Raw genomic sequence first — 25,759 nt, forward strand, 5'->3', positions numbered from 1 at the left:
GGCAGCCAGGTTTTCTTGAGTCGCTTCAAGTCCTAATCAAGAGAGGATCTATCCATGAACCTTCGTCCTTTGCACGATCGCGTGATCGTCAAGCGCCTGGATCAAGAAACCAAGACCGCTTCGGGCATCGTGATCCCGGACGCAGCGGCAGAAAAGCCGGATCAAGGTGAAGTCCTGGCCACGGGCCCGGGCAAGCGTGACGACAAGGGCTCCCTGATCGCGCTCGACGTCAAGGTCGGCGATCGCGTCCTGTTCGGCAAGTACGCTGGCCAGACCGTCAAGGTCGATGGCAACGAACTGCTCGTGATGCGCGAAGAAGACATCATGGCCGTGGTGCAGAAGTAAGTTCAGCCCACCGCACATTCATCAAGAATTCAAGGAGTTAGAAGATGGCAGCTAAAGACGTCGTGTTCGGCGATTCCGCCCGTTCCAAGATGGTTGAAGGCGTGAACATTCTCGCCAACGCAGTGAAGGTTACGCTGGGTCCGAAGGGCCGCAACGTGGTCCTCGAGCGCTCGTTCGGCGGCCCGACGGTCACCAAGGACGGTGTCTCGGTCGCAAAGGAAATCGAGCTCAAGGACAAGCTCCAGAACATGGGCGCGCAAATGGTCAAGGAAGTCGCTTCCAAGACCAGCGACAACGCCGGTGACGGCACGACGACGGCTACGGTTCTGGCCCAGTCGATCGTCCGCGAAGGCATGAAGTACGTCGCATCGGGCATGAACCCGATGGACCTGAAGCGCGGCATCGACAAGGCCGTCGCAGCAGCAATCGAAGAGCTGCGCAAGGTCAGCAAGCCCTGCACGACCAACAAGGAAATCGCTCAAGTCGGTTCGATCTCGGCAAACAGCGACACGTCGATCGGCGACCGTATCGCTGAAGCGATGGACAAGGTTGGCAAGGAAGGCGTCATCACCGTCGAAGACGGCAAGTCGCTGCAAGACGAGCTGGAAGTCGTCGAAGGTATGCAGTTCGACCGCGGCTACCTCTCGCCGTACTTCATCAACAACCCGGACAAGCAAGTCGCCGTGCTGGAAAGCCCGTTCGTCCTGCTGTTCGACAAGAAGATCTCGAACATCCGTGATCTGCTGCCGGTTCTGGAACAAGTCGCGAAGGCTGGCCGTCCGCTGCTGATCATCGCTGAAGACGTCGAAGGCGAGGCACTGGCCACGCTGGTCGTCAACAACATCCGTGGCATCCTGAAGACCGTCGCCGTCAAGGCTCCGGGCTTCGGCGACCGCCGCAAGGCCATGCTGGAAGACATCGCGATCCTGACCGGCGGCCAGGTCATCGCTGAAGAAACCGGCCTCACGCTCGAAAAGGCAACGCTGGCCGAACTGGGTCAAGCGAAGCGCATCGAAGTGGGCAAGGAAAACACGACGATCATCGACGGCGCAGGCGAAGCTTCGACCATCGAAGCCCGCGTGAAGCAAATCCGCACGCAGATCGAAGAAGCGACGTCGGACTATGACCGTGAAAAGCTGCAAGAGCGCGTTGCCAAGCTGGCAGGCGGCGTGGCAGTGATCAAGGTCGGCGCTGCGACCGAAATCGAAATGAAGGAAAAGAAGGCACGCGTGGAAGACGCGCTGCACGCAACCCGCGCTGCCGTTGAAGAAGGCATCGTCCCGGGCGGCGGCGTTGCGCTGATCCGTGCACGTACGGCTATCGCCGGCGTGAAGGGCGCCAACGCAGACCAGGACGCCGGTATCAAGATCGTCCTGCGCGCCATGGAAGAGCCGCTGCGCCAGATCGTCACGAACGGCGGCGAAGAAGCGTCGGTCGTCGTGGCAGCGGTTGCCGCTGGTCAAGGCAACTACGGCTACAACGCAGCGACGGGTGAATACGTCGACATGGTTGAAGCTGGCGTGGTCGACCCGACGAAGGTCACGCGCACCGCGCTGCAAAACGCAGCTTCGGTCGCAGGCCTGCTGCTGACGACGGACGCAGCCGTTGCTGAAGTGCCGAAGGAAGATGCTCCGATGGCTGGCGGCATGCCCGGCGGCATGGGCGGCATGGGCATGGACATGTAATTACGGCTTAGGCCGCGATTACTTTGAAGTGCAGGGGAACGCGCCGCGAGGCGTGTTTCCCGCCCAAAAAGAAAAAACCCGCAGCGATGCGGGTTTTTTTTCGTCTGTGCGGTTCGCACAGACTTCGTCCGTTCCGCGCGGCCGGCCTTCGGCGCCGACCCGCGCGCGGCGATCGTTATGGCTTCGCCTCGCCGGGCGAGGCTTCATCCGTGTCGGCGTCATTGCTGCGCGCCCAGAAAAACCGGTCCGGCAGCCACGACCCCATGCCCGGCCGGAACGCGCTCTGCACCGCCTGGTACAGATACTCCTGCGCCTCGCGCACGGCCTCCGGCGGCTCCTGGCCGTTCGCGAGCAGCGCGGCGATGGCCGTGCCGAGCGTGTCGGTCAGGCCCATCATCGGCTGCGTGGCGCGGTCCCAGAGATCCTGGCGCAACTGGCCGTCTTCGCAGTAGAGCGTGTTGATCACGCGGTGCGTGCCGGTTTCCATCGCGAGGATGTACTCGCAGCCCGTGGCGAGCAGGTGGGCGATGGCGGCGTCCACGCTCGGCGCCTCGGCGTCGCCGTCGGGCTGCGCGAGCGCGATCAGCACCGAGGCGTCGGCGACGAGCAGCGTGGTCTGCGGCACGAGCAGGTCGGCCATCGCTTCGCGCAATTCGTCGGCGGCGAGCACGTGTTCGTCGTCGAGCGTGAAGTCGGGCGCGAGGATGAGCGGCACATCGTCGTAATCGGCCACCACTTCGGCGATCGCGCTCACGACTTCGGCGCGCGCGCATGCGCCCACCTTGAATGCGGCGATCGGCATGTCTTCGAGCAGCATGCGCGCCTGGGTGGCGACGGTTTCGGGATCGAGGCCGGTCACTTCGTCGCAGCCCGCGGAGTCGCGTACGGTATAGCCGGTCAGCGCGGAGACGCCGTGGCAGCCCATGCTGGCGAGCGTGAGCAGGTCGGCTTGCAGTCCGCCGCCGCCCGTCGGGTCGGAAAGGCCGAAGGTCAGGACGATGGGAGGGGTGTCGCTAGGCATGAACGTGGCGAGATGAAGTGGACTTCGGCCGCGGCGTGCCGCGCCGTCATATGAGAATGGTTCAATTATGCGGCCTATCCGCGCATCCGGGGGACGGATGACGCCGGTAGCGAGGGATTTTTGCGCACCGCACCAGGCACTGCATCAGGTTAAGGGGCGAGCAGGGGATGCGCAGGGGACGCGCAGGGGACGATAAGCGGGCGAATTTTCCCCGAAACCGTGCCGGGCACAGTCCCTCCTTGCTAGGCATGGAAACGGCAACAAGGTACCATCATGGCTCTCGTTTCCCTGATTTTTTTCCGATTGGTTTCGGATTTTTCGACGCGGCATAAGAATGGAATATAGAAGCTGGATGTGCCTGATCTGCGGCTGGATTTATGACGAAGAAGCCGGTTTGCCAGACGAAGGCATCGCGCCCGGCACGCGCTGGGAGGATGTCCCGATCAACTGGACCTGTCCCGAGTGCGGCGCACGCAAGGAAGACTTCGAGATGGTCCAGATCTGAGGCCTCGCTCGCGCCCCGGCTGGCTGGCGCGGGCACTGCATTTGCTCTCGCCGGTGGTCTTGATGAGTTCGCGCTGGCTTGCCCGATGAATTTGCGGGATCGGCGCATCGCGATGTTTTGCCCCGCCTGTCGTCACCGTCGTCGGTCATGCCGGTCTGGTCGGCCCGCAATCCTTCTCGGCGCTGCCCCATGAGTCTTCGTTCAACCGCTGTTGCCCGATTCGAAGCGTTGCCCAATCCGCGTGGCGGCCAGGTGCCGTTCGCGCACGGCGCGCTCGCGCATGCGCTCGCTTCGCTCGACGAGCAGCGCGACGTCGCCCGGCCGCTGCGTCAGGCGGCCCGCACGCTGCGCGACGCAGGCTGGCTCGCGGCCGCGCGTTTCGCCGACACGTTGTTGCTCGCTTCGCCGCTCGCGCTCGCGGCGCCCGTTGCCGTGGCGCCGCCACCTGGCTTGCCGGCGCGTCCGCTGCACGCGCCCGAGGAACTGGAGGGCGTCGAGGTGCGTGTGCAGTTTCGCGAGGCGCTGGAAGACCTCGCCGCCGCACTCGAGCGCCGCAACCTGCGCGAGCTTGCGTGCTCGCCCGCGCTTTTCGCGCGGCAACACGCGCTCGTCGCGGCGCTCGCGGAGCACGTGCCGGGCGTGACGCTCGCGTATGAGGATGTGGCGCTGCATGGCCGGCCGCTTGCGCCGGCCACGCTCCACCCGCAACCGGCGCAGCGCTTCGGCCAGGTGCGCGCACGCTACGAGGCGGCGCTGCTGCACGTGCTCAAGTCGCGTCTTGGCAACGGCAGCCGCGCGGCCAACGCGCTTGCGCTCGCGGCGTTCGACGAAATGGACACCTGCATGGTCGAGCTGACGAGCGCCGATCCCTACGACTTCTGGCGTCTTGCTGCGGCCTGTGGCCGCGCGCTGCGGCGCGGCGAGGGGGCGTGGGGCGACGAAGGCGCGCGACGGCTTTACGCGCGCTGCAATCTGCTGATCGGCGAGCATGCGCGCGGGCTTCGCTTCGCGCCGCAAACGCTCGTGCGCGCCACGCTCGCGCAGTTGTGGCGCGATTACGCGCTCTTTGGCGCCGCGGCGGAAGACACCGCCGACGTCGAACTGCTGCACGACTACGGCCTAACCGTGGACTGGCACATTGCCGGCACGCAGGCCTCGGAGGCGCTCTGGGAGGCGGGGAGCACGCAGGCCGGTGTGCTGGCGGCGCGTGTCGCGCCCACGCGCGAGCTGGGTGCGCTGGTCGTCAACGGCAATGCCTATGAAGATTTCCTGCAAACCGCCGACGCTTCGATGATCGCGCTCGGCACGCACTCGCGTACGCTGAAATTGCGCGGCGAGGGGGCGATCGCCGAGTCCGCCGACGCGCTGATCGCGGCCGAGGCGGCATACCGCATCGGCGCGGCCGCGTGGGCGCTCGGGCTCGGCCATGTGGGGTTGCTCGCTGACGCGCTGGGCCTTGCGTGGCGGCGCACCGCGCACGCGGCGTCGCTTGCCGGGCAGCCGTCGCGCGGCGCACCCTTCGTCGCCGCGCCCGGCGCCGAGGCGATCGAGCACGCGAGCGAAGCGTTGCGCGCGATGCTGCACAAGGTCGCGGCGGGCGTCGCGCAGCCCGACGCCGTGGCCGCCGTGCGCGCGCTCGGCGTGGCGATCGTCGGGGGAGCGGCGCAGGGCGCGCTGCACTGAGCCCAAGGATTCGCGCGCCCGCGCGTGGTTGGCAGGGCGCGCGCCGCGCCGGGCATTGCGCTTGCGCCGGTTGCGCCACTTGCGCCCGCCGATTGCCTTGCAAGGGCAGAGCGCGCGCATGTTAGAGTGACTCATTCCCTGCAATGCGGAAAAGCGCAGCGGTTGGCGGGTCGCGTGGCGACGTTCGGCCGCCGCCCGGGCCGGCAGCGTGCCGCCATTCCGCATCGTCTTTGCTAGAATTCAAACCATGTCCAAGAGTACCGATCGCATCAATCTCACCAACCAGTTCCTGATCGCCATGCCCAACATGGCGGACCCCACGTTTTCAGGAACGGTGGTCTACCTTTGCGATCATTCTGAGCGCGGCGCGCTCGGTCTCGTTATCAATCGTCCCACCGACATCGATCTCGAGGCGCTTTTTTCCCGCATCGACCTCAAGCTCGAAATCGAGCCGCTGCTGCACGTGCCCGTGTATTTCGGCGGTCCCGTGCAGACCGAGCGCGGCTTCGTGCTGCACGCGCCCGCCGAGGGCACGAGCTACACGTCGTCGATGTCCGTGCCGGGCGGCCTCGAAATGACCACCTCCAAGGACGTGCTCGAAGCCGTGGCCAACGGCAGCGGCCCCGAGCGCTTCCTGCTCACGCTCGGCCATGCCGGCTGGGGCGCGGGGCAGCTCGAGGACGAAATCTCGCGCAACGGCTGGCTCACGGTCGAAGCCGATCCGAAGATCGTGTTCGACGTGCCCGCCGAAGAGCGTTTCGAGGCGGCGCTCGCGCTGCTCGGCATCTCGTCCACCATGCTCTCGGGCGAAGCGGGCCACGCATGAGCGTGGCAGCCGGGCGAGGGGCCGGCGAGGCCACCTTGCTTGCATTCGATTACGGTGAAAAGCGTATCGGCGTGGCGCTCGGCAATGCGCTCACGCGCAGCGCCCGCGCGCTCACCGTCATTGCGAACAAGAGCCGTGACTACCGTTTCCAGGCAATCGGCGAGTTGCTGCGCGAGTGGCAGCCCGATCTGCTCGTGGTCGGCCTGCCGTGCCATCCCGACGGCACGCCGCATATCATGACGCAGCACGCGAAGCGCTTTGGCAACCAGCTCAACGGACGCTTCAATCTGCCCGTGGTGTGGGTGGACGAGCGCTATTCGTCAGTCGATGCCGAAGCGCGCCTGCGCGAGCGCGGCGAACGCGTCGAGCATGTGGACGCCGAAGCCGCCTCCGTGATCCTCCAGCAATACCTCGACGAACTCGCGCCTTGAGGTGCCCGATGAGCCTACCCACGAGCCATCCTCCAAGCTACGCAATGCGTCACGCGGCCGGCATGCCCGACGCCGAAGCGCTATATGGCGCGGTTCTCGACGAGATCCGCGCGGCCTGGCCCGCCGATGCGTTCAGCGCGTCCGGCGGCGTTGCGATCGTCGGCATTCATAGCGGCGGCGCGTGGGTGGCCCAGCGCCTCGCTCACGATCTCGGCGCGGTGGAGTGCGGCGTGGTGAACGTCGCGCTGCATCGCGACGACTACGCGAAAAAGGGCCTGCACAGCAAGGCGAGCCCGACGGCGCTGCCGTTCGAGGTCGAAGGGCGGCGCATCCTGCTCGTCGACGACGTGCTGTACACGGGCCGCACCGTGCGCGCCGCGCTCAACGAGCTCTATGACTACGGCCGTCCGGCCGCCGTGGAACTGGCGGTGCTCGCCGACCGCGGCGGACGCGAGCTGCCGGTGGCGGCGCGCTATGTCGGCGGCTTCGTGAGCGCTGACGCGGGCGCCACGCTCGTGCTCGCACACGGCGACGACGGTCGCTTCACCTTCCACGTCGAGCCGCGCGGCGGCGCCTGACGCGGCGCCGGCGTGCGCATCGAGCGCAGCCCGCGCGGCGAGTCCGTTGCGGCGCGCCGCCCGCCCGGCGGGTGCGCGAAGCATGCACGCCGGCCGCGCCCACTCCGTTCCAACCGGTCATCACATCCAGGATTCACGCGATGAACACACAGCCCACGCCCGAAGCGTCCGCAGCGGACGACAAGCGTTTTCGCTACGGCTTCCTGAAGGGCAATCCGCAGCTCACGAAGAACGGCGAGCTCAAGCACCTGCTGTCGATCGAAGGCCTTTCGCGCGCGATCCTCACGCATATTCTCGACACGGCCACGCAGTTCGTGAGCGTGACCGACCGCGACGTGAAGAAGGTGCCGCTCCTGCGCGGCAAGTCGGTGTTCAACCTGTTCTTCGAGAACTCCACGCGCACGCGCACGACGTTCGAGATCGCGGCCAAGCGTCTTTCGGCGGACGTGCTCAACCTGAACATCAACGCCTCGTCGACGAGCAAGGGCGAGTCGCTGCTCGACACCATCGGCAATCTTTCGGCGATGCACGCCGACATGTTCGTCGTGCGCCACGCGTCGAGCGGCGCGCCGTACCTGATCGCCGAGCACTGCGCGCCGCACGTGCACGTGATCAACGCCGGTGACGGCCGCCACGCGCACCCGACGCAAGGCCTGCTCGACATGTACACGATCCGCCACTACAAGCGCGACTTCACGAACCTGCGCGTGGCGATCGTGGGCGACATCCTGCATTCGCGCGTGGCGCGCTCGGACATCCACGCGCTCACCACGCTCGGCGTGCCCGAAGTGCGCGCCATCGGCCCGCGCACGCTGCTGCCGGGCGGCCTCGAGCAGATGGGCGTGCGCGTGTTTCACAACCTCGACGAAGGCTTGAAGGACGTCGACGTGATCATCATGCTGCGCCTGCAAAACGAGCGCATGAGCGGCGCGCTGCTGCCTTCGGCACAGGAGTATTTCAAGAGCTGGGGCCTGACGCCCGAGCGCCTCGCGCTCGCCGCGCCCGACGCGATCGTCATGCATCCGGGGCCGATGAATCGCGGCGTCGAGATCGATTCGCAGGTCGCGGACGGCCCGCAGTCGGTGATCCTCGACCAGGTGAGCTTCGGCATTGCGGTGCGCATGGCGGTGATGGGCATTGTCGCCGGCAATCACGACTAACGCGCAAACGCGGCGAGAACGAAAAGGGCAAAAGGGCAAAAGGGCAGCACATGAAGATCCATATTCAAGGCGGCACGCTGATCGATCCGGCGGCCGGCGCCGAACGGCAGCAGGACATCTATATCGAAGCGGGCAGGATCGCGGCCATTGGCGCGGCGCCCGCGGGCTTCCACGCCGAGCGAACGATCGACGCACGCGGCCTCATGGTCGCGCCGGGTCTCGTCGATCTGAGCGCGCGTCTGCGCGAGCCGGGCTACGAGCATAAGGCCACGCTCGACTCGGAGATGAACGCGGCGCTCGCGGGCGGCGTGACGAGCCTCGTGTGCCCGCCCGACACCGATCCCGTGCTCGACGAAGCGGGCCTCGTCGAGATGCTCAAATACCGCGCGGGCAAGCTCGCGCGTGCGCACGTGCATCCGCTCGGGGCGCTCACGGTGGGCCTCAAGGGGCAGGTGATCACGGAGATGGTATCGCTCACCGAGGCCGGCTGCATCGGCTTCACGCAGGCCGACGCGCCGATTGCCGACACCCAGGTCCTGCTGCGCGCGCTCCAGTACGCGAGCACCTATGGCTACGCCGTGTGGCTGCGCCCGCAGGACGCGTATCTCGCGAAGGGCGGCGTGGCCGCGAGCGGCGCGCTGGCGTCACGCCTCGGCCTCTCGGGCGTGCCCGTGAGCGCGGAGACGATCGCGCTCTTCACGCTTTTCGAATTGATGCGCGTGACGGGCGCGCGCGTGCACGTGCAGCATCTGTCGTCGGCGGCGGGTGTGGCGCTCGTGCGCGCCGCGAAGGCCGAGGGGCTCAGCGTCACCTGCGACGCGACGGTGAACCACCTGCATCTGATCGACATGGACATCGGCTATTTCGACGCGCAGTACCGGCTCGATCCGCCCTTGCGCCAGCAGCGCGACCGCGAGGCGATTCGCGCGGCTCTGGCCGACGGCACGATCGACGCGATCTGCTCGCAGCACACGCCCGTGGACGACGACGAAAAGCTCTTGCCGTTCGCCGAGGCCACGCCTGGCGCGACGGGCCTCGAACTGTTCCTCTCGCTCACCGTGAAATGGGCGCAGGAAGCGGGTGTGCCGCTTGCCAAGGCGCTTGCGCTCGTGACGTCGGCGCCGGCGGCGGTGATGCAGCGGGACGCGGGGCGCATCGAGGTGGGCGCACGCGCGGACCTTTGCGTGTTCGATCCGCACGCGCACTGGCGTGTCGAGCCGCGCGCGCTCAAGAGCCAGGGGCACAACACGCCGTTCCTGGGCTACGAACTGCCCGCCGTGGTGCGCGCCACACTCGTGGCGGGCCGGATCGGCTTCGAGCGCGGCGTGCAAGGTGCGTGACAGATTTGTGTCACGCGCTTCTGCTAGGATCGCCCGATTCAGCTAATCGTCAACCATGAGCCTCTTCATCCGCAAGACCCGCCTGCTCGCGCATCTGGTGCGCGGCGCATGCACCGTCGCGCTGCGCTTTCCGCGCGCGAGCGCCGATCAGCGCCACGCCATGAACCGCGCCTGGTCCCTCAAGATGCTCGAACTGTGCGGCCTGAAACTCGTCGTGCACAACGACGCGGCGCGGCTCGATGCGGGTGCGCTCGTCGTGAGCAACCATGTTTCGTGGATCGACATCTACGTGATCAACGCGTGGCGGCCCACGCCGTTCGTCTCGAAGGCCGAGATCCGCCACTGGCCGCTGATCGGCTGGTTCGCGCAGAACCTGGATACGGTGTTCATCGAGCGCGAGAAGCGCAGCGACGCGCGCCGCATCATGCACGAGCTGGCCGAGCGCCTCACGCGCGGCGAGCTGATGTGCGTGTTTCCCGAGGGCACGACGTCGGATGGCCTCGCGCTCAAGCCGTTTCATTCGAACATGTTCCAGGCCGCGGTGTCGGCGGGCCGTCCCGTGCAGCCGCTGTGCATCCGCTATGAGGACGCGCAGGGCCGCCAGTCGGTGGCGCCCGCATATATCGACGACCTCTCGCTGAAGGACTCGCTCGACGCGATGCTCAAGGCCGGGCCGCTCACGGCGCACATCTTCGTGGGCGACGCGATCGAGGCCGGCGAGGACCGCCGCAAGCTCGCGGCGCGCGCCGAGGAGGCGGTGGGGCAGGCGCTCGTGACGATGCGCGAAAGCGCGCCGCACAGCGAGGCGCCGGGCGGGCGCGTCGCGCAGCTTTCGTAGCGCGGTTCAGGGGGGAGTGTGGCGCGGGTCCTGACTCAGGCGCCAATCGCGCGGCACTCCGCGCAGGCGACCTGGGTGAGCGTGCGCTGCGCGGGATCGGCTTCGAGCTGCACCGCGGAAAGGCGATTGCCCCACACGCAACCCGAGTCGAGGCCGATCAGGTTATCGCGCATCATGAGACCGAGCGCGGCCCAGTGGCCGAACACGACGGTGATGTCGCTCGTTTTGCGTCCCGGCACGTCGAACCACGGCATGTAGCCCGCGGGCGCGGAATCGAGGCCGCCGCTCGCGCTGAAATCCATCGCGCCGTCGCGGTTGCAAAAGCGCATGCGCGTGAGCGCGCTGCACGTGATGCGCAGGCGCTCGATCCCCTTGAGATCCTTCGACCAGCGGTTCGGCTCATTGCCGTAAAGCCCCGCGAGCGTTTCCTTCCAGTTCTTGCCGCGCAGCGCGGTTTCGAGTTCGTGCGCAAGCTCCAGCGTGAGCGTCACGTCCCATTGCGGCAGCACGCCCGCGTGCACCATCAACATGCCGCTCTCGTAGTGCGCGATGGGCCGGTGACGCACCCAGTGCAGCAGATCCTGCGCATCGGGCGCGTTCAGGATCGCGTCGATCGTGTCGCCTTTCTTCGCCTTTCTGATGCCCGCCGAAACCGAGAGCAGATGCAGATCGTGATTGCCCAGCACGGCCACGCCCCGATCGCCGAGCGCGATGACCTCGCGCAGCGTTTCGAGCGAGGCCGGGCCGCGATTGATGAGGTCGCCGGCGAACCAGAGCGGCGTGCCGGCGGCCGGCGCCGCCTTGGCGCGCAGCTCGCGAAACGGAGTGAGACACCCCTGAAGATCGCCGAAGGCGAGCGGGGCGGGGCGCAACGAGGATGTGTTCATCGAATCGATTACGGTTGCGGGACAGGCAGAGGCGACCGCAGACGGTACCACAGGTCGCGCAACTGGACGTGACAGGACAAAAGTGCGGAATGCGCGAACCTGACCGGATTGCATTGGCTTGCATTGGCTCGCGCCAGGGTATGTCGCGTTGCGTCAAATTAAGGATGGCAAAACCCGTCTGACACAATTTGTCAAGCTGTTTCAAGATGTTAGCGATGTGGTTTTCGCGCTGGCTGGCCGTATAATTGTGGGTCTAAAAACAGAGCCTGAGCATGCAGGACGAATAATATCGGTATGCCACTGACCGGCTTTGTCTCAAAAATTCCGTTTTTACAGCATTATTTCAAACGTCTGACTGCGGTCGTTTCTCAGCAGATCGGCGTCCATTCTCGCCAATAAAGGAGTCCCATGATCCTGGTAACGGGCGGTGCTGGTTTTATCGGCGCCAACTTTGTGCTTGACTGGTTGCGTCAATCCGACGAAGCCGTTCTCAACGTCGACAAGCTGACCTATGCAGGCAATCTCGGCACCCTGAAATCGCTGCAAGGTGACCCGAAGCACGTTTTCGCCCGTGTGGACATCTGTGACCGCGCCGCGCTCGACGCGCTGTTCGCCGAACACCGTCCGCGCGCGGTGCTGCATTTCGCCGCGGAAAGCCACGTCGACCGTTCGATCCACGGGCCGGCCGATTTTGTTCAGACCAATGTCGTGGGCACCTTCACGCTGCTCGAAGCCACGCGCCAGTACTGGAACACGCTGGGCGAGGCCGACAAGGCCGCGTTCCGCTTCCTGCACGTCTCGACCGACGAGGTGTTCGGCTCGCTTTCCGCGACCGACCCGCAGTTTTCCGAAACCACGCCCTACGCGCCCAACAGCCCGTATTCGGCGACCAAGGCGGGGTCCGATCATCTCGTGCGTGCGTATCACCACACATACGGTCTGCCCACGCTCACGACAAACTGCTCGAACAACTACGGCCCGTACCAGTTTCCCGAGAAGCTGATTCCGCTGATGATTGCCAACGCGCTCGCCGGCAAGCCGCTGCCCGTGTACGGCGACGGCCAGAACGTGCGCGACTGGCTCTACGTGGGCGACCATTGCAGCGCGATTCGCGAAGTGCTCGCGCGCGGCCAGTTGGGCGAGACCTACAACGTGGGCGGCTGGAACGAGAAGAAGAATCTCGAAGTCGTGCACACGCTGTGCGACCTGCTCGACGAGATGCGTCCGAAGGCCGCAGGCTCGTATCGCGACCAGATCACCTACGTGACCGATCGCCCCGGCCACGATCGCCGCTATGCGATCGATGCGCGCAAGCTCGAACGCGAGCTGGGCTGGAAGCCTGCGGAAACCTTTGAAACGGGCCTTGCGAAGACCGTGCGCTGGTATCTCGACAACCAGGCATGGGCGGATGAAGTCGCTTCGGGCGACTATCGCAAGTGGGTCGAAACGAACTACGCGCAGCGCGCGTAAGGGCGAAAGCAATGGCGCGCAAAGGCATTATTCTGGCCGGGGGTTCCGGCACGCGGCTTTACCCGATCACGCACGCAGTGTCGAAGCAACTGCTGCCGGTGTACGACAAGCCGATGATCTACTACCCGCTTTCGACGCTGATGGTGGCGGGCATTCGCGACGTGCTGATCATCTCGACGCCGCAGGACACGCCGCGCTTCGAAGCGATGCTCGGCGACGGCAGCGCGTGGGGCATGAACATCCAGTACGCGGTGCAGCCCTCGCCGGACGGTCTCGCGCAGGCATTCATCATCGGCCGCGACTTCGTGGGCAACGACCCGTCGGCGCTGATTCTCGGCGACAACATCTTCTACGGCCACGATCTCGCGAAGCAGCTCGAGCGCGCGGACGAGCAGGATGCGGGCGCGACGGTATTCGCCTATCACGTGCAGGATCCCGAGCGCTATGGCGTGGTCGAATTCGACAAGGGCTTTCGTGCGCTGTCGATCGAAGAAAAGCCCGAGCAGCCGCGGTCGAACTACGCGGTCACGGGGCTTTACTTCTACGACAATCGCGTGTGCGACATCGCGGCCGACATCAAGCCTTCGCCGCGCGGCGAGCTTGAGATCACGGACGTCAACTCGCGCTATCTGCGTGACGGCGCGCTCAATGTCGAGATCATGGGCCGTGGCTACGCGTGGCTCGACACCGGCACGCACGATTCGCTGATCGACGCGGCCACGTTTATTGCCACGCTGCAAAAACGCCAGGGACTTGTCGTGGCGTGCCCGGAAGAGATCGCGTATCGTCGCCGCTGGATTGATGCAGAGCAACTGCAAAAGCTGGCCAAGCCGCTCGCGAAGAACGGTTACGGCAAGTACCTGTTAAACATTCTTACGGATCAAGTCGCATGGCCATCACGGTAACGGCTACAGCCCTTCCCGAAGTCAAGATCATCGAGCCGAAGGTTTTTGGCGACGCGCGCGGCTACTTCTACGAGAGCTTCAACGGCCGCGAATTTGCGGAGCAGGTCCAGGCGGGCGTCGAGTTCGTTCAGGACAATCATTCGCGTTCCGCGAAGGGCGTGCTGCGTGGGCTGCACTATCAGGTCGAGCATGCGCAGGGCAAGCTCGTGCGCGTGGTCGAGGGCGAGGTGTTCGACGTCGCAGTGGACATTCGCCGCAGCTCGCCGAACTTCGGCAAGTGGGTGGGCGTGACGCTCTCGACGGAGAATCATCGTCAACTCTGGGTGCCGCCGGGCTTTGCGCACGGCTTCGTCGTGCTTTCGGAGTCGGCGCAGTTCCTCTACAAGACGACCGATTACTGGTTCCCCGAGCACGAGCGCAGCATCGTGTGGAACGATCCGGAAATCGGCATCGAGTGGCCGATCGACTTCGAGCCGTTGCTGGCGGCGAAGGATGCGGCGGGCAAGCGCCTCGCCGAAGCCGAAGTTTTTGCGTGAGCGAGTGATGAACGAGCAACCGACGATCCTCGTGACGGGTGTGAACGGCCAGGTGGGCTACGAGCTATTGCGCGGCCTGCAAGGGCTGGGTCGCGTGGTAGGACTCGACCGCGCGGCGCTGGATCTGGCCGATCTCGATCGCGTGCGCGAAGTCGTGCGCGAGGCGAAGCCTGCGATCATCGTGAATCCTGCGGCCTATACGGCTGTCGACAAGGCGGAAAGCGACGAGGCTGCGGCGCGGCGGCTCAACGCCGAGGCGCCGGGCGTGCTGGCCGAGGAAGCGGCGCGTTGCGGCGCGGCGCTGATTCACTACTCGACGGACTACGTGTTCGACGGGACGAAGGATGCGCCATATGCGGAAGACGATGCGACGAATCCGCAGAACGTGTACGGGGCGACCAAGCTCGAAGGCGAGCAGGCGATCGCGGCGAGCGGCTGCGCGCATCTGATTTTGCGTACGAGCTGGGTGTATGGTCGGCGCGGGAAGAACTTCCTGCTGACCATGTTGAAGCTTGGCGCGGAGCGGCCGGAGTTGCGTGTGGTCGCCGATCAGTTTGGGGCGCCGACTTGGTCGCGCTCCATTGCAGCGGCGAGTGCGCACATCGTTGCACAGGGCCTGGCGTCGCAGCGCGGCGGGGATGCTGCGTGGTGGCGCGAGCGTTCCGGCATATACAACCTCACGGCCGGAGGCGCCACGTCGTGGCACGGCTTCACGCAGACCATCCTCGACATTGCAATGGGCGATAAGGCGCCGAACGTGGTGCCGATTCCTGCGTCCGATTATCCGGTGCCGGCCAGGCGGCCGACGAATTCGCGTCTCGCGAGTCAAAAGCTCGCGCAAACCTTCGGCTTGCGCTTGCCGACGTGGGACGAGGCACTCCGTATTTGCCTCGAAGATTGATGGGCGCACGCGTGGTTGGCGATGCCGGGACCGGCACGGTGGTCGTGTTCTACCGTCCCGACGACGGTTGCATTGCGCGGGCGAACCGGCTAGCCAGTTTTGGTCCTTGCGTGGTGGTCGACAACACGGAGCAAGTGCGGGATGCCGCCGCACTCGGACTCGTCCCACATATCGTCTACCTGCCAAATGGGGCGAATCTCGGCATTGCCACCGCGATCAACCAGGGTGTTGGGGCCTTGATTGCGCGCGGCTGTACACAAGCCATTCTTTTCGACCAGGACAGCGAGCCCTCCGACGAATTGCTTCTCACGTTGCCGCGAACCATGGAGAGCGAGCTGGCGCGGGGTGTGAAGGTGGCGCTGATCGGGCCCGCCTACGAAGACGGCAGGCTGGGCGGCGTTGCGCCATTCGTGCGATTCGGGATGTTGCGACTGCAACGGATCGCGCCTGTTGGGACACGTCCGGTGGAAGTCGATTTTCTGATCACATCCGGGTCATGCCTCAATCTTGCAGCATGGCCGGAGATCGGTCCGATGGACGACGCGCTCTTCATCGATTTTGTCGATCTCGAGTGGTGTGTGCGCGCGCGCAAACATGGTTTTTCGGTGTTGGGTGCGCCCGCGCTCAAACTAAAGCACTCTCTGGGCGGCGAGCCGGTGCGGGTGTTCGGCCGTGCCTACCCGGGACACGGCGCCGTGCGTCACTATTACCAGTTTCGCAACGCCATTGCGCTGTTGAGGCGCGGTTATATGCCATGGAGCTGGAAGTCGACCGAACTCGTGAAGTTGCCGGGGCGGCTCGTGATTTATGCCTTGTTCATGTCACCGCGCACCGAACATCTGAAAATGGCCCTGCTCGGTATCTGGCATGGCCTGACCGGCCGATTGGGGGCGTTGTCGCGTGGCTAGCAGCCTGTCTTCGACAATGTCACATTAACTTATCTTTCTGAGACTTCAGACCGAACGCATGTTCTCCTTTGCACTGCTCGATCTAAGAAATAGTATCGCTTCCTGGCGCCTCTGGACGCTGCTTGGGTGGCTTGAAGTGCGGCAGCGCTATGCGCGCTCGCGCGTTGGCCCGTTCTGGTTGACGATCAGCATGGGCGTCATGATCGGGTCGCTCGGCATGGTGTACGGCACGCTGTTCGGCCAGTCGATGAAGGACTACTTGCCGTTTCTGGCGTCCAGCCTCGTGTTGTGGGGGTTGTTTTCGCAGACGGTTCAGGACGGCACGCTCGCCTACATCAGCAGCTCGTCCTATATCCGCCAGATGGCTACGCCGAAATTGATCTACATCCTGCAAGTTGTGTGGCGGAATCTGATCGTGACAGCGCACAACTTCGTCATCGTCATCCTGCTGCTCGTAATTTTCGGTGTGAAGAGCTGGACCGCGCTCCCGGTGTTCATTCTGGGGCTGTTGGTGTTTGTGCTGAACACAATGTGGATCGCGATGCTGGCGGCGCTCCTGTCGGCCCGTTTCCGGGATTTGCCGCAGATCATCGGTGCGTTGCTCCAGGTCGCTTTTTACGTGACACCGATTATTTTCCGTCCGAACGCGTTGAATCGTTTCGCGTTTATCGTCGAATGGAATCCGCTTGCATATCTGATCGGCGTCGTGCGAGAGCCATTGATCGGCCAGATGCCGAGCGCGCTGACCTGGGAAGTGACGATCGGGATGCTCGTGATCGGCTGGCCACTGGCGCTGCTGATAACCGGCCGCTTTCTGAAGCGCATTCCGTACTGGGTGTGAGGAGCAAGACGTGGCGTATATCGAACTAAAGAACGTGACCCTCGACTTGCCGATCTTCGACGTTCAGGGACGTTCGCTGAAAAAGCAGGTGTTGCGCGTGGGGCGGCGTAACCGGATTGCTGAGGGCAACGATGGTGTGATCGTTGTGCGTGCTCTCGATGACGTGAGCGTGCGTTTCGAGCGCGGCGACCGAATTGGCCTCATCGGCCACAACGGCGCCGGCAAGTCGACGCTCCTTCGTGCGATGGCAGGTATTTACCCACCGACTGCCGGGGAGGTGGCCCGCGAAGGGAAGGTCGTACCGCTGCTGGATATCAGCCTCGGGATGGATGAGAACTCGACCGGTATGCAGAATATCCGACTGCGCGGGCTGTTGCTCGGAATGTCGGATGCGGAGGTGCGGGCGAAACAGCAGGAAATAGCGGACTTCTGCGAGCTTGGCGATTATCTGGATTTGCCGATTCGCACGTACTCAAGCGGGATGCGCGTACGCCTTGCGTTTGCGGTGTCGACCGCAGTCGACGCGGAAATTCTGTTGCTCGACGAAGTGATGGGTGTCGGCGACGCGTCGTTCATGCACAAGGCAGAGGTGCGGCTCGCGGATCTCCATGGTCGCGCCGAGATCGTCGTACTCGCCATGCACTCGAATGCGGAGATCCGCAAGGTGTGTAACAAGGTGCTCTGGATGGAGCGCGGACGCGTGCGCGCGTTCGGGCCGACCGAGGAAGTCGTGGCGGCGTATGAGGCGTCTACGGCTTGACGGTGTCGATGTGTGGCGCTCACTTCTGAGATAAGCGTCTGCAATAAGCGCTGCGCCCGGCAGCGGTCTGTCGGGCCGACCGGATAATGAGAGATAGGCAGGAAACGAGGTTCGTTCGGAATGAAGACACTGCAACAGTTATACGACGAGCACCATGGCAAGTTGTCGGATAAATGGTCGATTTATCTGACTGAGTACGATCGCGTGCTCTCTCCGTATCGCACTCGAGCGGTGAGCGTCCTGGAAATCGGCATTCAGAACGGTGGATCGCTTGAGATTTGGGCGCAGGCCTTTCCAGATGCGCGCGCGGTGGTGGGCTGTGATATCAACCCGGCGTGCGCTGCCCTCACGTATACGGATCCCCGTATCTCCGTCGTGACGGGCGATGCGAACCTCGACGAGACCGAACGTTTGATCGCGGCACATGCGGAGCGCTTCGATATTGTCATCGACGATGGTTCGCATAAGTCCGGTGATATCGTCAAATCGTTCCTGCGGTATTTCGCCCGGATCGAAGACGGCGGCGTGTTCATTGCCGAGGATTTGCATTGCAGCTATTCAAAGGACTTTGACGGCGGCTTGTATCACCCGTACTCCTCGATTTCCTTTTTCAAACACCTTGCCGATGTGATCAATCACGAGCACTGGGGGATCGACAGACGGGCGGCGGCGCTGCTCGACGGGTTTGTTCGCGAGTATGGTGTCAGTGTGTCCGAAGACGTACTCGGAATGATCCATTCGGTGCAATTCGCCAATTCGCTCTGCATTATCCGGAAGGCGACGGCACAGAAGAATGTTCTTGGGCAGCGTGTCGTCGTAGGTGAGGATGGTGCGGTGGTTGGCGCCGTAACGGCGCTCAACGCGCAATCGGGCGCGTCGATAGTCCCGCCTCAAACAGAGAATCAATGGTCGATCCTCGAACGATCGCCCGCAGAATCCTGGCAACAGATCACCGACGAGTCGGCGCGCTTGCGCCAGCGCGTCGACGAGCAACTCTCGCAAATTGACGCGTTGCGCAACGAAGTAATAGCTCGCGAGACGCAGCTTGCCGCCGCACAGCAACAGACTGTGTCTCATGATCGTGAGCTAGCAGAATTGCGGCGGACAATGGAGCGCGATGAGCGCAAAGTTCTGGATCTTCAGAAAGAGTCGCGTCAGCAAAGTTCTCAGTTGACGACGCTGCGCGGAGAGCGCAAACAATTGGCATCGCGTGTCGATGATCTGAAACGGGAAGCTTCGGCGCGCGAAGGGCAGATCGACGTCCTGCGTCTGGATATTCACGCACTCGTCAATTCGACTTCCTGGCGTCTGACCGCGCCGTTGCGTTGGCCGAAGATGACGGTGATCAGAACGCGATCCGTGGTGCGTCGGGCAACTGCTGGGGCCGGCGTCAGTGGAGCTTTGCGCAAGGCATACGGGGTGTATCGTCGTGAAGGCCTCGCCGGTGTGCGACAGCGAATCAAATTGCTTGGTACTACGGGTCCAGGTGCGGGGATTCAGGGAGACTACACGGAGTGGGTCCGGCGGTATGACCAGGTCGACGATGCCATGAGGCAGGCGATACGCAAGCGTATTGCAAGTTTCGGCAAGTCTCCTCTGATTTCGGTAGTCATGCCGGTCTACAACCCGAAGCCCGAATGGCTCTCGGAAGCGATCGAGTCGGTACGCAATCAACTTTATCCGAACTGGGAGCTATGCATCGCTGACGACGTATCGCCTGATCCTGCCATTCGTCCCTTGCTGGAGCGTTATGCTCGCGAGGACAAGCGGATCAAGGTGGTATTCCGTGAGAAAAATGGTCATATCTCCGCCGCTTCAAACAGTGCGCTTGGCGTCGCGACGGGCGAGTGGGTTGCGCTGCTCGATCATGACGATTTGTTGCCCGAATACGCACTCTATTGCGTTGCCGATGCGATCAATGACAATCCGGCTGCGCAACTGATCTACTCGGACGAAGACAAGATGGACGAGTCCGGGAGGCGTCACGATCCCTATTTCAAGTGTGCATGGAATCCCGATCTGTTCTATTCGCACAACATGTTCAGTCATCTGGGAGTCTATAAAAAGTCACTGCTGGATGAAGTTGGCGGCTTCCGTGTTGGTCTCGAAGGGTCTCAGGACTACGATCTGGCATTGCGTTGTATTGAGCGTGTGGACGTGAGCGCGATTCATCACATTCCGCGCGTCTTGTACCACTGGCGGGTTCATGCTGAAAGCACCGCTTCTGGTGCGGATGCGAAACCTTATGCCGCTGTTGCGGGTGAACGTGCGCTCAATGAGCATTTTCAGCGGACGAACGTGGCGGGTGTGATCGAGTACACAGGCTTGGGCTATCGTGCTCGATACGAACTACCCAGCGCGGTACCGCTGGTGAGTTTGATCATTCCGACGCGTAACGGGCTGCATTTGATTCGCCAATGCATCGAAAGCATTGTCGAGAAAACGTCTTACGAGAACTACGAAATCATCGTGGTCGATAACGGTTCCGACGATCCGGCTACGCTGCGCTATTTCGATTCGCTTAAAGATGATTCACGTATTCGCATCCTGCGCGACGACAGGCCATTCAACTACTCGGCACTGAACAATGCGGCTGTCGAAGTGGCGAATGGAGAATTTATCGGGCTGATCAACAACGATATCGAGGTGATTTCTCCAGACTGGCTTTCGGAGATGGTTGGAATCGCGCTTCAGCCAGGCGTCGGTGCCGTAGGAGCCAAGCTGTGGTATCCGAACGATACGTTGCAGCATGGCGGCGTCGTCCTGGGTGTTCTGGGTGTCGCTGGGCACGCGCACAAGAACGCGCCGCGAGGGTACCCGGGCTACTTTTGCCGGGCCAGCTTGATTAGCTCGTTCTCGGCCGTCACCGCTGCATGTCTGATCGTACGTAAGTCGATTTACAACGAGGTGGCCGGTCTGAACGAAACAGATCTGACGGTGGCTTTCAATGACATCGACTTCTGCATTCGTGTCCTTGAGGCCGGTTACCGTAACGTTTGGACGCCGTACGCGGAGTTGTATCACCACGAATCGGCGACGCGCGGGTTCGAGGACAATCCGGTGAAGCAGGCGCGCTTCATGGGAGAGATTGAATATATGTTGGGGCGTTGGGGGAAATTGCTGAAGAACGATCCCGCATACAGTCCGAACCTGACGCTCGAATATGACGATTTTGGTTTGGCCTGGCCGCCCAGGGTGAAGCCGCTTGCTTGATGGCGCGGGACGTCCGTAGGCAATGGGTTCGGCCTGCCCACGCGTCGTGATCGTCCGCATTTGTGTAAGACCTGATTTCAAAGCCATGTTAATCTGAGCGGCGGTGTTCACCTGGTTCGAACTGGGGGATGCTACTATAGCTGCGCATCTGTAACTTCCGACGTTGGTCCACAGCAACTCACATTGGGTGTGCCATGGGAAACAGTTCGCTTCAGAGTGCGGTTCGTGATTGGCTTGATCTTAACGATCGACGAATATTCGAGGACGCATCGTTGCGTTCGCGGGTAGCGCCTTTTCCACCGCCGGAGTTGATGCAGGCGGTCTCAGCCACGGACAACGAGCAGCACTTTGCGATGCACGGGACGCATATTTTTGAGGCGATCTCAAAAAGCAGCCCTAAGTCACTGAGCGAGTTCGCAAGTATTCTGGATTTTGGTTGCGGTTGTGGAAGGCTGGGTCGCATGTTCCTTGGCCATCCATCGAAGATAGTCGGATGTGATATCGACACCCGGCACGTGGAATGGATCAACGCGAATCTCACCCACATGTCAGCCGTGAAGAGCGAGCCGAACAAGCCGCTTCCGTTCGACGATGGTTCGTTTGACGCGATTATTTCGGTTTCCGTGTTTTCACATATAACCGAAGTGTCTCAGGAATTCTACCTGACCGAACTGTCGAGGATTGCGAAGCAGGGCGCCTACCTCTTCCTGTCGACGCATGGAGAAACAGCATTTCGGAAGGTGAGGACGAGCGAGCGCATGTTCAGCCTCGTCGGCATTCCAGCTGAAGCACTACCTGATGCGTCGTCACGCATGGATGGCGGGCAATATGCATTCATACGGCAGGGTGCGGGACATCCTACCGAGTCAGACTATGACTATGGCATCACGTTCATTCCAACGACCTACGTCCTGGACAAGTGGAATCGCCACTTTGAGATTGTAGAGATCGTTCCAGGCGCGATCCATGACTGGCAGGACATCGTGGTTTGCCGTAAGCGCTAATTCGTTTAGCCGGCTTGACCAGGTGGCCGAAGTTTCCTGCATCACGTAAATAAAGGTTCGTAGCCCTTACCGGCGCATAGCCTGATACTCTATCTATGCAATAGGCGGGCGGAAGTGCCCGCCCGCCCTCGCAAATTTATTGTGAAAGTGCAACAGGGAATGGCCCGCAGGTTTGCCGTGTATTTCCTCGAGTCATCACTACCGACAAGGAATAGTTGCCATCAGTCAGGGTAGAGAGATCCGCGAGCACACGAAAGCCGGAATTCGTCAATGCAACGGGAAGGTTCAGGGCATGCGGCACGTCTGCGCGAGGATACTGACTCCGCGCCCGAACTGAATATGCAGCGGTGCCGTTAGAGAACTCCAGATGCACTTCTTCGGGCAATGCTTTTACGTCGCCCGACATTATCGACCATCCGCTAATCGTCACAGGATGGGCTCGATGAATTTGCTTGCTTTGCGCAAAGAGAACATCGTTCACAAGGTCAACTGCGCACAACGACGAAGTTTCGCTTGCGGGGCTGTGGAGCGTTATGGAAGTCGCCTTCTGAAGCGACAACGGCTGATACTTATCGCAATCATCTTCTGACTTGCAGGCCGTTTTCAACGGGAATGATACGCCCGTTATTTTTCCGATCAGGTCCTTGCGCGCATAAACGACAAAGAAAATATTTCCCTCGCCGGCAGCCAATCCGCTATCAAAAACACGCACCGCTTCATAGTCATCGCTAAGTTTGGCAGGGCGCTTAGGTGTGGAGTCCTCTGCGTTCTGCATAATGATGATCTCTGGTCGATACTTTTCGATCAGATTTCCGGATTCGTAGTGACGATTCAGAAACGACCAGTCATAGACATAGCGCCCGGAGTACAAGGCAGGGTTGCCCCAGGCCGTGGCAACCTTGAAATACTGAGGCGTGTGCTCGTTGACCCAGCGTCCCGCTTCAGCGCGATCGAACTCCACGGTATTCAACCAGTTTATTCGAGATTCCGTGTCAGCGCGTTCAAATGACCATAGGTGAACGACGATGGCGAGCAATAGCGCGACACCGCATATTCCGGCGAATTGTTCGGGTAGATTTTTTTTCAGCTGAACAATGCTTGCCACTTGCGCCACACCCAGGCTGGCGAGTACGGTCAGCAGCATCAGTGCTGGCATGTAGTACCAATCGTACGGCTCGAACGGATATTTGATCGAATACGCCGCTACATGAACGCACATCGCTCCCAAGGCAAACAAGACAACTGGGAAATGGCGTTTAGAGCACTTCCAGATGCCCAGACATGCCAGAAGAACGTAGATCCAATGACTAAAGCGGAAGAGGAGTGAGTTAGCAAACCAGGTCCACTCAATCGACCGATGGAAATCGTTTTGATGAAATGCTTTGGTGAGGAATGAATTGGGAACTGGGGCGCCGAACCAAAACCGCGCGAAACAGTACCATGTCGCGGCGATAATCAACGCTACAAAAACACCCCTCCATGCCAATTTCCGCAACATCACGAAATGGGCAATGAGAAGCAAACCGGCTACCGGGACCAGATCTAATTTCTGAACTGCCAGCAAGCCCGCTGCCAGGCCCACCATGACATCAGATTTTCTGTAAAGCAGCGCATACAATGCAAACACGAGCATTGCATACGTCAATGGCGACTCCAGGCCAGATCCCGCGAAATACATCAGCCCGGTATCAAGCGAGGAGAGGACCGTGAAGGCTATGCCGGCAAGCAAACCAAATCGTTCAGCCAGCATCAGCGAGCATGCAGTCAGACTGACTACCGAAACGAACGTACTAGTCCAGATGATGGCGGCCGTTGGATCGACGCCTAATTTTAGGGGTAGGATCAGCAGCAGTGGGAACAGTGGAGCACTCGCGCCCCATACAGGAGACTCACCGAGATTCCATACCCAGTACTCGCCGTGCGCCATATTTTCGGCGTAGCGCAAGAAAAACGCAGCATCGTCAGGCAGAGCATTTCCCATTCTGAAGTGAATGGAAAAAACGTAGATGATTGCGCTAATAATCCCTAATGCGCACAATCTCCAGGTCTGTTTTTCTAGCTTCACGTTTTCCTCAAGAGAACATTTAATTCTTAATTTCGTGCAAATGCGTTCTGCATTTGCACGAAGCGGATCATTTCAATATGCCGCGGGGCTGCTCAAAGAACCGATGGCCAGCGCGGAGCAGGCCGATGTGACGTGCTCGTGCCGGGGCATACCGGAGCGGACTCCGATGCATCCTGTGAAAATTGCTCGGCTTCGCGCTACGGCACGTGGATGGTGAAGAATTCCGAGGATTGCCGAGCTGAAGAATTCTATCCCATAGCGTTGCGTGGAAGGCAAACTTCGATGAGTCTGCAACACTCGCGCGGTAATAGTGGGCCAAAAGCGCTGCTCGTGCCCGAAGTTGACGTTCAATCCGATTGATCTCGTCACTCTGCGCTTTCTCAGATTCCCCGACTGCAATCGGCAATATGCTTTGACGTCCCGGACGTGGTTGATTTGGCCAACAACTGGTACCCGGGGAAGTGGAAACCTTGCTCGGGCGCGTAGGCGCCAGAGCTGGTCAGGCAAGTTGCGCTCGCCTCGAATGGCCATAGTGGCTCGTGGACCAGAATATAGTCGGGCGAGTATTTGCCAAGCCATGCGTGGACATCCTTCTTTGCGATGTAGTCCGCGTTGTAAGGATTGGTCAGGCCAAGAATGTCAATAATATAGCGATTGGAATACCATCCAATTGTGCCAATTTCAGCGGCTGCAACAACCGAGTTTTTCGGAGTGTTATTGTCAATCCAGTCTCCAATATTCTTGTACGGATCGAACGAACCTCTTGATATGTCGGAGAGTTTCAGATTGGCTGCGCTGAATGCAATAATCAATAGCACGCACGGAACAGCAGAGACCCAGTATAGTCGATGCTTCCGTGCCAGCTTGATCGATTTGAAGGTCAGTTGGAATACACCCGACCCGCAGTAGAGCATCAGGAAATAAAAGAAGGGCGCGTAATACCAATGATAGTTGGGAATCCGGAGGAAGACATAAAATGCTCCGAGAAACGCAAGATATATGAGAATCAATCTGGTTGTAAGATCGACGCGCTTGAACCAAACGCCAACTGCGGCGGTTACTATCATGAACCAGGCCAGGCGAAAGGTGCCGTCAAAAAACCAGCCCTTCATGTAATCGATGTGCAGAAAGATCAGTCCCGCTCCCCAGTAGCCGGAACGACCTTGGCCGATTTTTGCATTGCCTGTTGCAGGCAGTGGAGAGCCGTAATAAAGGTAGTTGAATAGCAAATTCGCGGCGATGATCGCGGCAGGGGCAATGAAATACTTGAGAGGCGGGATTCGCTTTTTAGAGAGCACATAGTGACAGAAAATGACGGCGCCAAGAAACACCGCTTCTGTACGTGTGATGATCGCAAGCCCGATGACGCATGCAGTCCAAAAAAGCCGTTCGTCCCGATATAGGGTGAACGCCAGTGCAGTCAGGAACAGGAACAGCGACGTCTCCATGCCGAACGTCGTGTAGAAGTAATTGAACGAGACGATGAAAAATCCGCACAGAGCCTGTTCTGCGCGATTGTCGGATATCAGGATTGCGCCATATATGGCGGCCGCACACAGGAACAAGAACGACAGAAAGATTGTCGTGTATTGCAGGTTGTGTACCGGAGCATTGGCAGCGATCAAAATATACGAATAAAGCGGCGAAGTCAGTCCATTGAAGTGGTCGCCAGCGTTATACGTCAGTCCGAAGCCATCGAAAAAATTCCGTACATATCGCAGATAAATCAGTGAGTCATCCAGCTGATAATTCCGGTTCTTCCAGGAAAACCATGCAGCCACGGGAATAGTCGAGATCAGAAGCGCGACATTCCGCAGTGGGTTCGAATTCGCTTGGCTCATATAATATTCTGCTGGT

The 25,759-nt window shown here is 61.3% G+C and carries 23 protein-coding genes; 19 read left to right on the plus strand and 4 right to left on the minus strand.

Annotated features, from left to right (window positions below):
- Positions 1 to 54: 54 nt before the first annotated feature.
- Together C7402_RS19845 and groL are read left to right on the plus strand one after the other, a co-directional pair.
- Positions 55 to 345 (plus strand): co-chaperone GroES, encoded by a 291-nt coding sequence (locus C7402_RS19845; protein ID WP_027816722.1) that lies wholly within the window; start codon positions 55 to 57, stop codon positions 343 to 345.
- Between the two features lie 44 nt (positions 346 to 389).
- The gene (gene groL / locus C7402_RS19850; protein WP_112172527.1) at positions 390 to 2,030 is read left to right on the plus strand and encodes a chaperonin GroEL; all 1,641 of its coding nucleotides are present in this window, start codon (positions 390 to 392) and stop codon (positions 2,028 to 2,030) included.
- A gap of 175 nt (positions 2,031 to 2,205) precedes the next feature.
- Here the strand turns inward: groL and C7402_RS19855 are convergent, their stop codons facing one another.
- Positions 2,206 to 3,051 (minus strand): hydroxymethylpyrimidine/phosphomethylpyrimidine kinase, encoded by an 846-nt coding sequence (locus C7402_RS19855; protein ID WP_112172528.1) that lies wholly within the window; start codon positions 3,049 to 3,051, stop codon positions 2,206 to 2,208.
- A 334-nt stretch (positions 3,052 to 3,385) separates the two neighbouring features.
- Here C7402_RS19855 and C7402_RS19860 point away from each other — a divergent pair, with 334 nt between their 5' ends.
- The 8 genes from C7402_RS19860 to C7402_RS19895 all read left to right on the plus strand — a co-directional run bounded on the left by C7402_RS19860 (position 3,386) and on the right by C7402_RS19895 (position 10,412).
- Positions 3,386 to 3,556: a rubredoxin gene (locus C7402_RS19860; protein WP_008342674.1), complete on the plus strand. Its 171-nt coding sequence runs from the start codon at positions 3,386 to 3,388 to the stop codon at positions 3,554 to 3,556.
- Between the two features lie 189 nt (positions 3,557 to 3,745).
- Complete coding sequence (locus C7402_RS19865) at positions 3,746 to 5,239, plus strand: hypothetical protein (protein WP_116611775.1); 1,494 nt, start codon at positions 3,746 to 3,748, stop codon at positions 5,237 to 5,239.
- 247 nt (positions 5,240 to 5,486) lie between these two features.
- Positions 5,487 to 6,065 carry a YqgE/AlgH family protein gene (locus tag C7402_RS19870; protein WP_112172530.1) on the plus strand — a complete coding sequence of 193 codons (579 nt, stop codon included), beginning with the start codon at positions 5,487 to 5,489 and terminating at the stop codon, positions 6,063 to 6,065.
- Entirely contained in the window at positions 6,062 to 6,496 is a 435-nt protein-coding gene (ruvX, locus tag C7402_RS19875) for a Holliday junction resolvase RuvX (RefSeq protein ID WP_112172531.1), read from the plus strand. The genes C7402_RS19870 and ruvX overlap by 4 nt, the downstream gene beginning before the upstream one ends.
- A gap of 62 nt (positions 6,497 to 6,558) precedes the next feature.
- The gene (gene pyrR / locus C7402_RS19880) at positions 6,559 to 7,074 is read left to right on the plus strand and encodes a bifunctional pyr operon transcriptional regulator/uracil phosphoribosyltransferase PyrR (protein ID WP_116611916.1); all 516 of its coding nucleotides are present in this window, start codon (positions 6,559 to 6,561) and stop codon (positions 7,072 to 7,074) included.
- 140 nt (positions 7,075 to 7,214) lie between these two features.
- Positions 7,215 to 8,234, plus strand: a complete 1,020-nt coding sequence (locus C7402_RS19885; protein WP_112172533.1) for an aspartate carbamoyltransferase catalytic subunit — start codon at positions 7,215 to 7,217, stop codon at positions 8,232 to 8,234.
- 50 nt (positions 8,235 to 8,284) lie between these two features.
- The gene (locus C7402_RS19890; RefSeq protein WP_116611776.1) at positions 8,285 to 9,574 is read left to right on the plus strand and encodes a dihydroorotase; all 1,290 of its coding nucleotides are present in this window, start codon (positions 8,285 to 8,287) and stop codon (positions 9,572 to 9,574) included.
- A 55-nt stretch (positions 9,575 to 9,629) separates the two neighbouring features.
- Positions 9,630 to 10,412 (plus strand): lysophospholipid acyltransferase family protein, encoded by a 783-nt coding sequence (locus C7402_RS19895; protein WP_116611777.1) that lies wholly within the window; start codon positions 9,630 to 9,632, stop codon positions 10,410 to 10,412.
- A gap of 35 nt (positions 10,413 to 10,447) precedes the next feature.
- On the opposite strand, the gene C7402_RS19900 is transcribed toward C7402_RS19895, so the two are convergent.
- Positions 10,448 to 11,299 (minus strand): symmetrical bis(5'-nucleosyl)-tetraphosphatase, encoded by an 852-nt coding sequence (locus tag C7402_RS19900; RefSeq protein ID WP_112172536.1) that lies wholly within the window; start codon positions 11,297 to 11,299, stop codon positions 10,448 to 10,450.
- Between the two features lie 408 nt (positions 11,300 to 11,707).
- Here C7402_RS19900 and rfbB point away from each other — a divergent pair, with 408 nt between their 5' ends.
- The 9 genes from rfbB to C7402_RS19945 all read left to right on the plus strand — a co-directional run bounded on the left by rfbB (position 11,708) and on the right by C7402_RS19945 (position 21,837).
- The gene (gene rfbB / locus C7402_RS19905; RefSeq protein ID WP_112172537.1) at positions 11,708 to 12,769 is read left to right on the plus strand and encodes a dTDP-glucose 4,6-dehydratase; all 1,062 of its coding nucleotides are present in this window, start codon (positions 11,708 to 11,710) and stop codon (positions 12,767 to 12,769) included.
- An 11-nt stretch (positions 12,770 to 12,780) separates the two neighbouring features.
- On the plus strand, positions 12,781 to 13,674 hold the full coding sequence (gene rfbA / locus C7402_RS19910; protein WP_112172538.1) for a glucose-1-phosphate thymidylyltransferase RfbA: 894 nt from the start codon (positions 12,781 to 12,783) through the stop codon (positions 13,672 to 13,674).
- Positions 13,659 to 14,210 (plus strand): dTDP-4-dehydrorhamnose 3,5-epimerase, encoded by a 552-nt coding sequence (gene rfbC, locus C7402_RS19915; protein WP_116611778.1) that lies wholly within the window; start codon positions 13,659 to 13,661, stop codon positions 14,208 to 14,210. Before rfbA ends, rfbC begins: the two co-directional genes overlap by 16 nt.
- A 7-nt stretch (positions 14,211 to 14,217) precedes the next feature.
- Positions 14,218 to 15,111, plus strand: a complete 894-nt coding sequence (rfbD, locus tag C7402_RS19920) for a dTDP-4-dehydrorhamnose reductase (protein ID WP_208948957.1) — start codon at positions 14,218 to 14,220, stop codon at positions 15,109 to 15,111.
- Entirely contained in the window at positions 15,111 to 16,019 is a 909-nt protein-coding gene (locus C7402_RS19925) for a glycosyltransferase family 2 protein (protein ID WP_116611779.1), read from the plus strand. The genes rfbD and C7402_RS19925 overlap by 1 nt, the downstream gene beginning before the upstream one ends.
- Before the next feature lie 58 nt (positions 16,020 to 16,077).
- Positions 16,078 to 16,860, plus strand: a complete 783-nt coding sequence (locus C7402_RS19930) for an ABC transporter permease (protein WP_116611780.1) — start codon at positions 16,078 to 16,080, stop codon at positions 16,858 to 16,860.
- A gap of 10 nt (positions 16,861 to 16,870) precedes the next feature.
- A complete protein-coding gene (locus C7402_RS19935; protein ID WP_116611781.1) occupies positions 16,871 to 17,620 on the plus strand; it encodes an ABC transporter ATP-binding protein in 750 nt (249 codons plus the stop codon).
- Between the two features lie 1,335 nt (positions 17,621 to 18,955).
- A complete protein-coding gene (locus C7402_RS47725) occupies positions 18,956 to 20,833 on the plus strand; it encodes a glycosyltransferase family 2 protein (RefSeq protein ID WP_165841939.1) in 1,878 nt (625 codons plus the stop codon).
- Positions 20,834 to 21,027: 194 nt separating this feature from the next.
- Positions 21,028 to 21,837 carry a class I SAM-dependent methyltransferase gene (locus C7402_RS19945; protein WP_116611783.1) on the plus strand — a complete coding sequence of 270 codons (810 nt, stop codon included), beginning with the start codon at positions 21,028 to 21,030 and terminating at the stop codon, positions 21,835 to 21,837.
- A gap of 136 nt (positions 21,838 to 21,973) precedes the next feature.
- Here C7402_RS19945 and C7402_RS19950 read toward each other — a convergent pair whose 3' ends face one another.
- Together C7402_RS19950 and C7402_RS19955 are read right to left on the minus strand one after the other, a co-directional pair.
- Entirely contained in the window at positions 21,974 to 23,902 is a 1,929-nt protein-coding gene (locus C7402_RS19950) for a hypothetical protein (protein ID WP_116611784.1), read from the minus strand.
- A 380-nt stretch (positions 23,903 to 24,282) separates the two neighbouring features.
- Positions 24,283 to 25,743, minus strand: coding sequence for a hypothetical protein (locus tag C7402_RS19955; protein ID WP_116611785.1), 1,461 nt, complete (start codon positions 25,741 to 25,743; stop codon positions 24,283 to 24,285).
- Positions 25,744 to 25,759 lie beyond the last annotated feature (16 nt).

Origin of the sequence: Paraburkholderia unamae (assembly GCF_003096875.1) — a bacterium.
Lineage (GTDB): Bacteria > Pseudomonadota > Gammaproteobacteria > Burkholderiales > Burkholderiaceae > Paraburkholderia > Paraburkholderia unamae.

Excerpts from the sequence above, each read along its gene's own strand:
- C7402_RS19845 (WP_027816722.1), top strand. The coding sequence starts at position 55 with ATGAACCTTCGTCCTTTGCACGATCGCGTGATCGTCAAGCGCCTGGAT.
- groL (WP_112172527.1), top strand. The coding sequence starts at position 390 with ATGGCAGCTAAAGACGTCGTGTTCGGCGATTCCGCCCGTTCCAAGATG.
- C7402_RS19855 (WP_112172528.1), bottom strand. The coding sequence starts at position 3,051 with ATGCCTAGCGACACCCCTCCCATCGTCCTGACCTTCGGCCTTTCCGAC.
- C7402_RS19860 (WP_008342674.1), top strand. The coding sequence starts at position 3,386 with ATGGAATATAGAAGCTGGATGTGCCTGATCTGCGGCTGGATTTATGAC.
- C7402_RS19865 (WP_116611775.1), top strand. The coding sequence starts at position 3,746 with ATGAGTCTTCGTTCAACCGCTGTTGCCCGATTCGAAGCGTTGCCCAAT.
- C7402_RS19870 (WP_112172530.1), top strand. The coding sequence starts at position 5,487 with ATGTCCAAGAGTACCGATCGCATCAATCTCACCAACCAGTTCCTGATC.
- ruvX (WP_112172531.1), top strand. The coding sequence starts at position 6,062 with ATGAGCGTGGCAGCCGGGCGAGGGGCCGGCGAGGCCACCTTGCTTGCA.
- pyrR (WP_116611916.1), top strand. The coding sequence starts at position 6,559 with ATGCCCGACGCCGAAGCGCTATATGGCGCGGTTCTCGACGAGATCCGC.
- C7402_RS19885 (WP_112172533.1), top strand. The coding sequence starts at position 7,215 with ATGAACACACAGCCCACGCCCGAAGCGTCCGCAGCGGACGACAAGCGT.
- C7402_RS19890 (WP_116611776.1), top strand. The coding sequence starts at position 8,285 with ATGAAGATCCATATTCAAGGCGGCACGCTGATCGATCCGGCGGCCGGC.
- C7402_RS19895 (WP_116611777.1), top strand. The coding sequence starts at position 9,630 with ATGAGCCTCTTCATCCGCAAGACCCGCCTGCTCGCGCATCTGGTGCGC.
- C7402_RS19900 (WP_112172536.1), bottom strand. The coding sequence starts at position 11,299 with ATGAACACATCCTCGTTGCGCCCCGCCCCGCTCGCCTTCGGCGATCTT.
- rfbB (WP_112172537.1), top strand. The coding sequence starts at position 11,708 with ATGATCCTGGTAACGGGCGGTGCTGGTTTTATCGGCGCCAACTTTGTG.
- rfbA (WP_112172538.1), top strand. The coding sequence starts at position 12,781 with ATGGCGCGCAAAGGCATTATTCTGGCCGGGGGTTCCGGCACGCGGCTT.
- rfbC (WP_116611778.1), top strand. The coding sequence starts at position 13,659 with ATGGCCATCACGGTAACGGCTACAGCCCTTCCCGAAGTCAAGATCATC.
- rfbD (WP_208948957.1), top strand. The coding sequence starts at position 14,218 with ATGAACGAGCAACCGACGATCCTCGTGACGGGTGTGAACGGCCAGGTG.
- C7402_RS19925 (WP_116611779.1), top strand. The coding sequence starts at position 15,111 with ATGGGCGCACGCGTGGTTGGCGATGCCGGGACCGGCACGGTGGTCGTG.
- C7402_RS19930 (WP_116611780.1), top strand. The coding sequence starts at position 16,078 with ATGTTCTCCTTTGCACTGCTCGATCTAAGAAATAGTATCGCTTCCTGG.
- C7402_RS47725 (WP_165841939.1), top strand. The coding sequence starts at position 18,956 with ATGACGGTGATCAGAACGCGATCCGTGGTGCGTCGGGCAACTGCTGGG.
- C7402_RS19945 (WP_116611783.1), top strand. The coding sequence starts at position 21,028 with ATGGGAAACAGTTCGCTTCAGAGTGCGGTTCGTGATTGGCTTGATCTT.
- C7402_RS19955 (WP_116611785.1), bottom strand. The coding sequence starts at position 25,743 with ATGAGCCAAGCGAATTCGAACCCACTGCGGAATGTCGCGCTTCTGATC.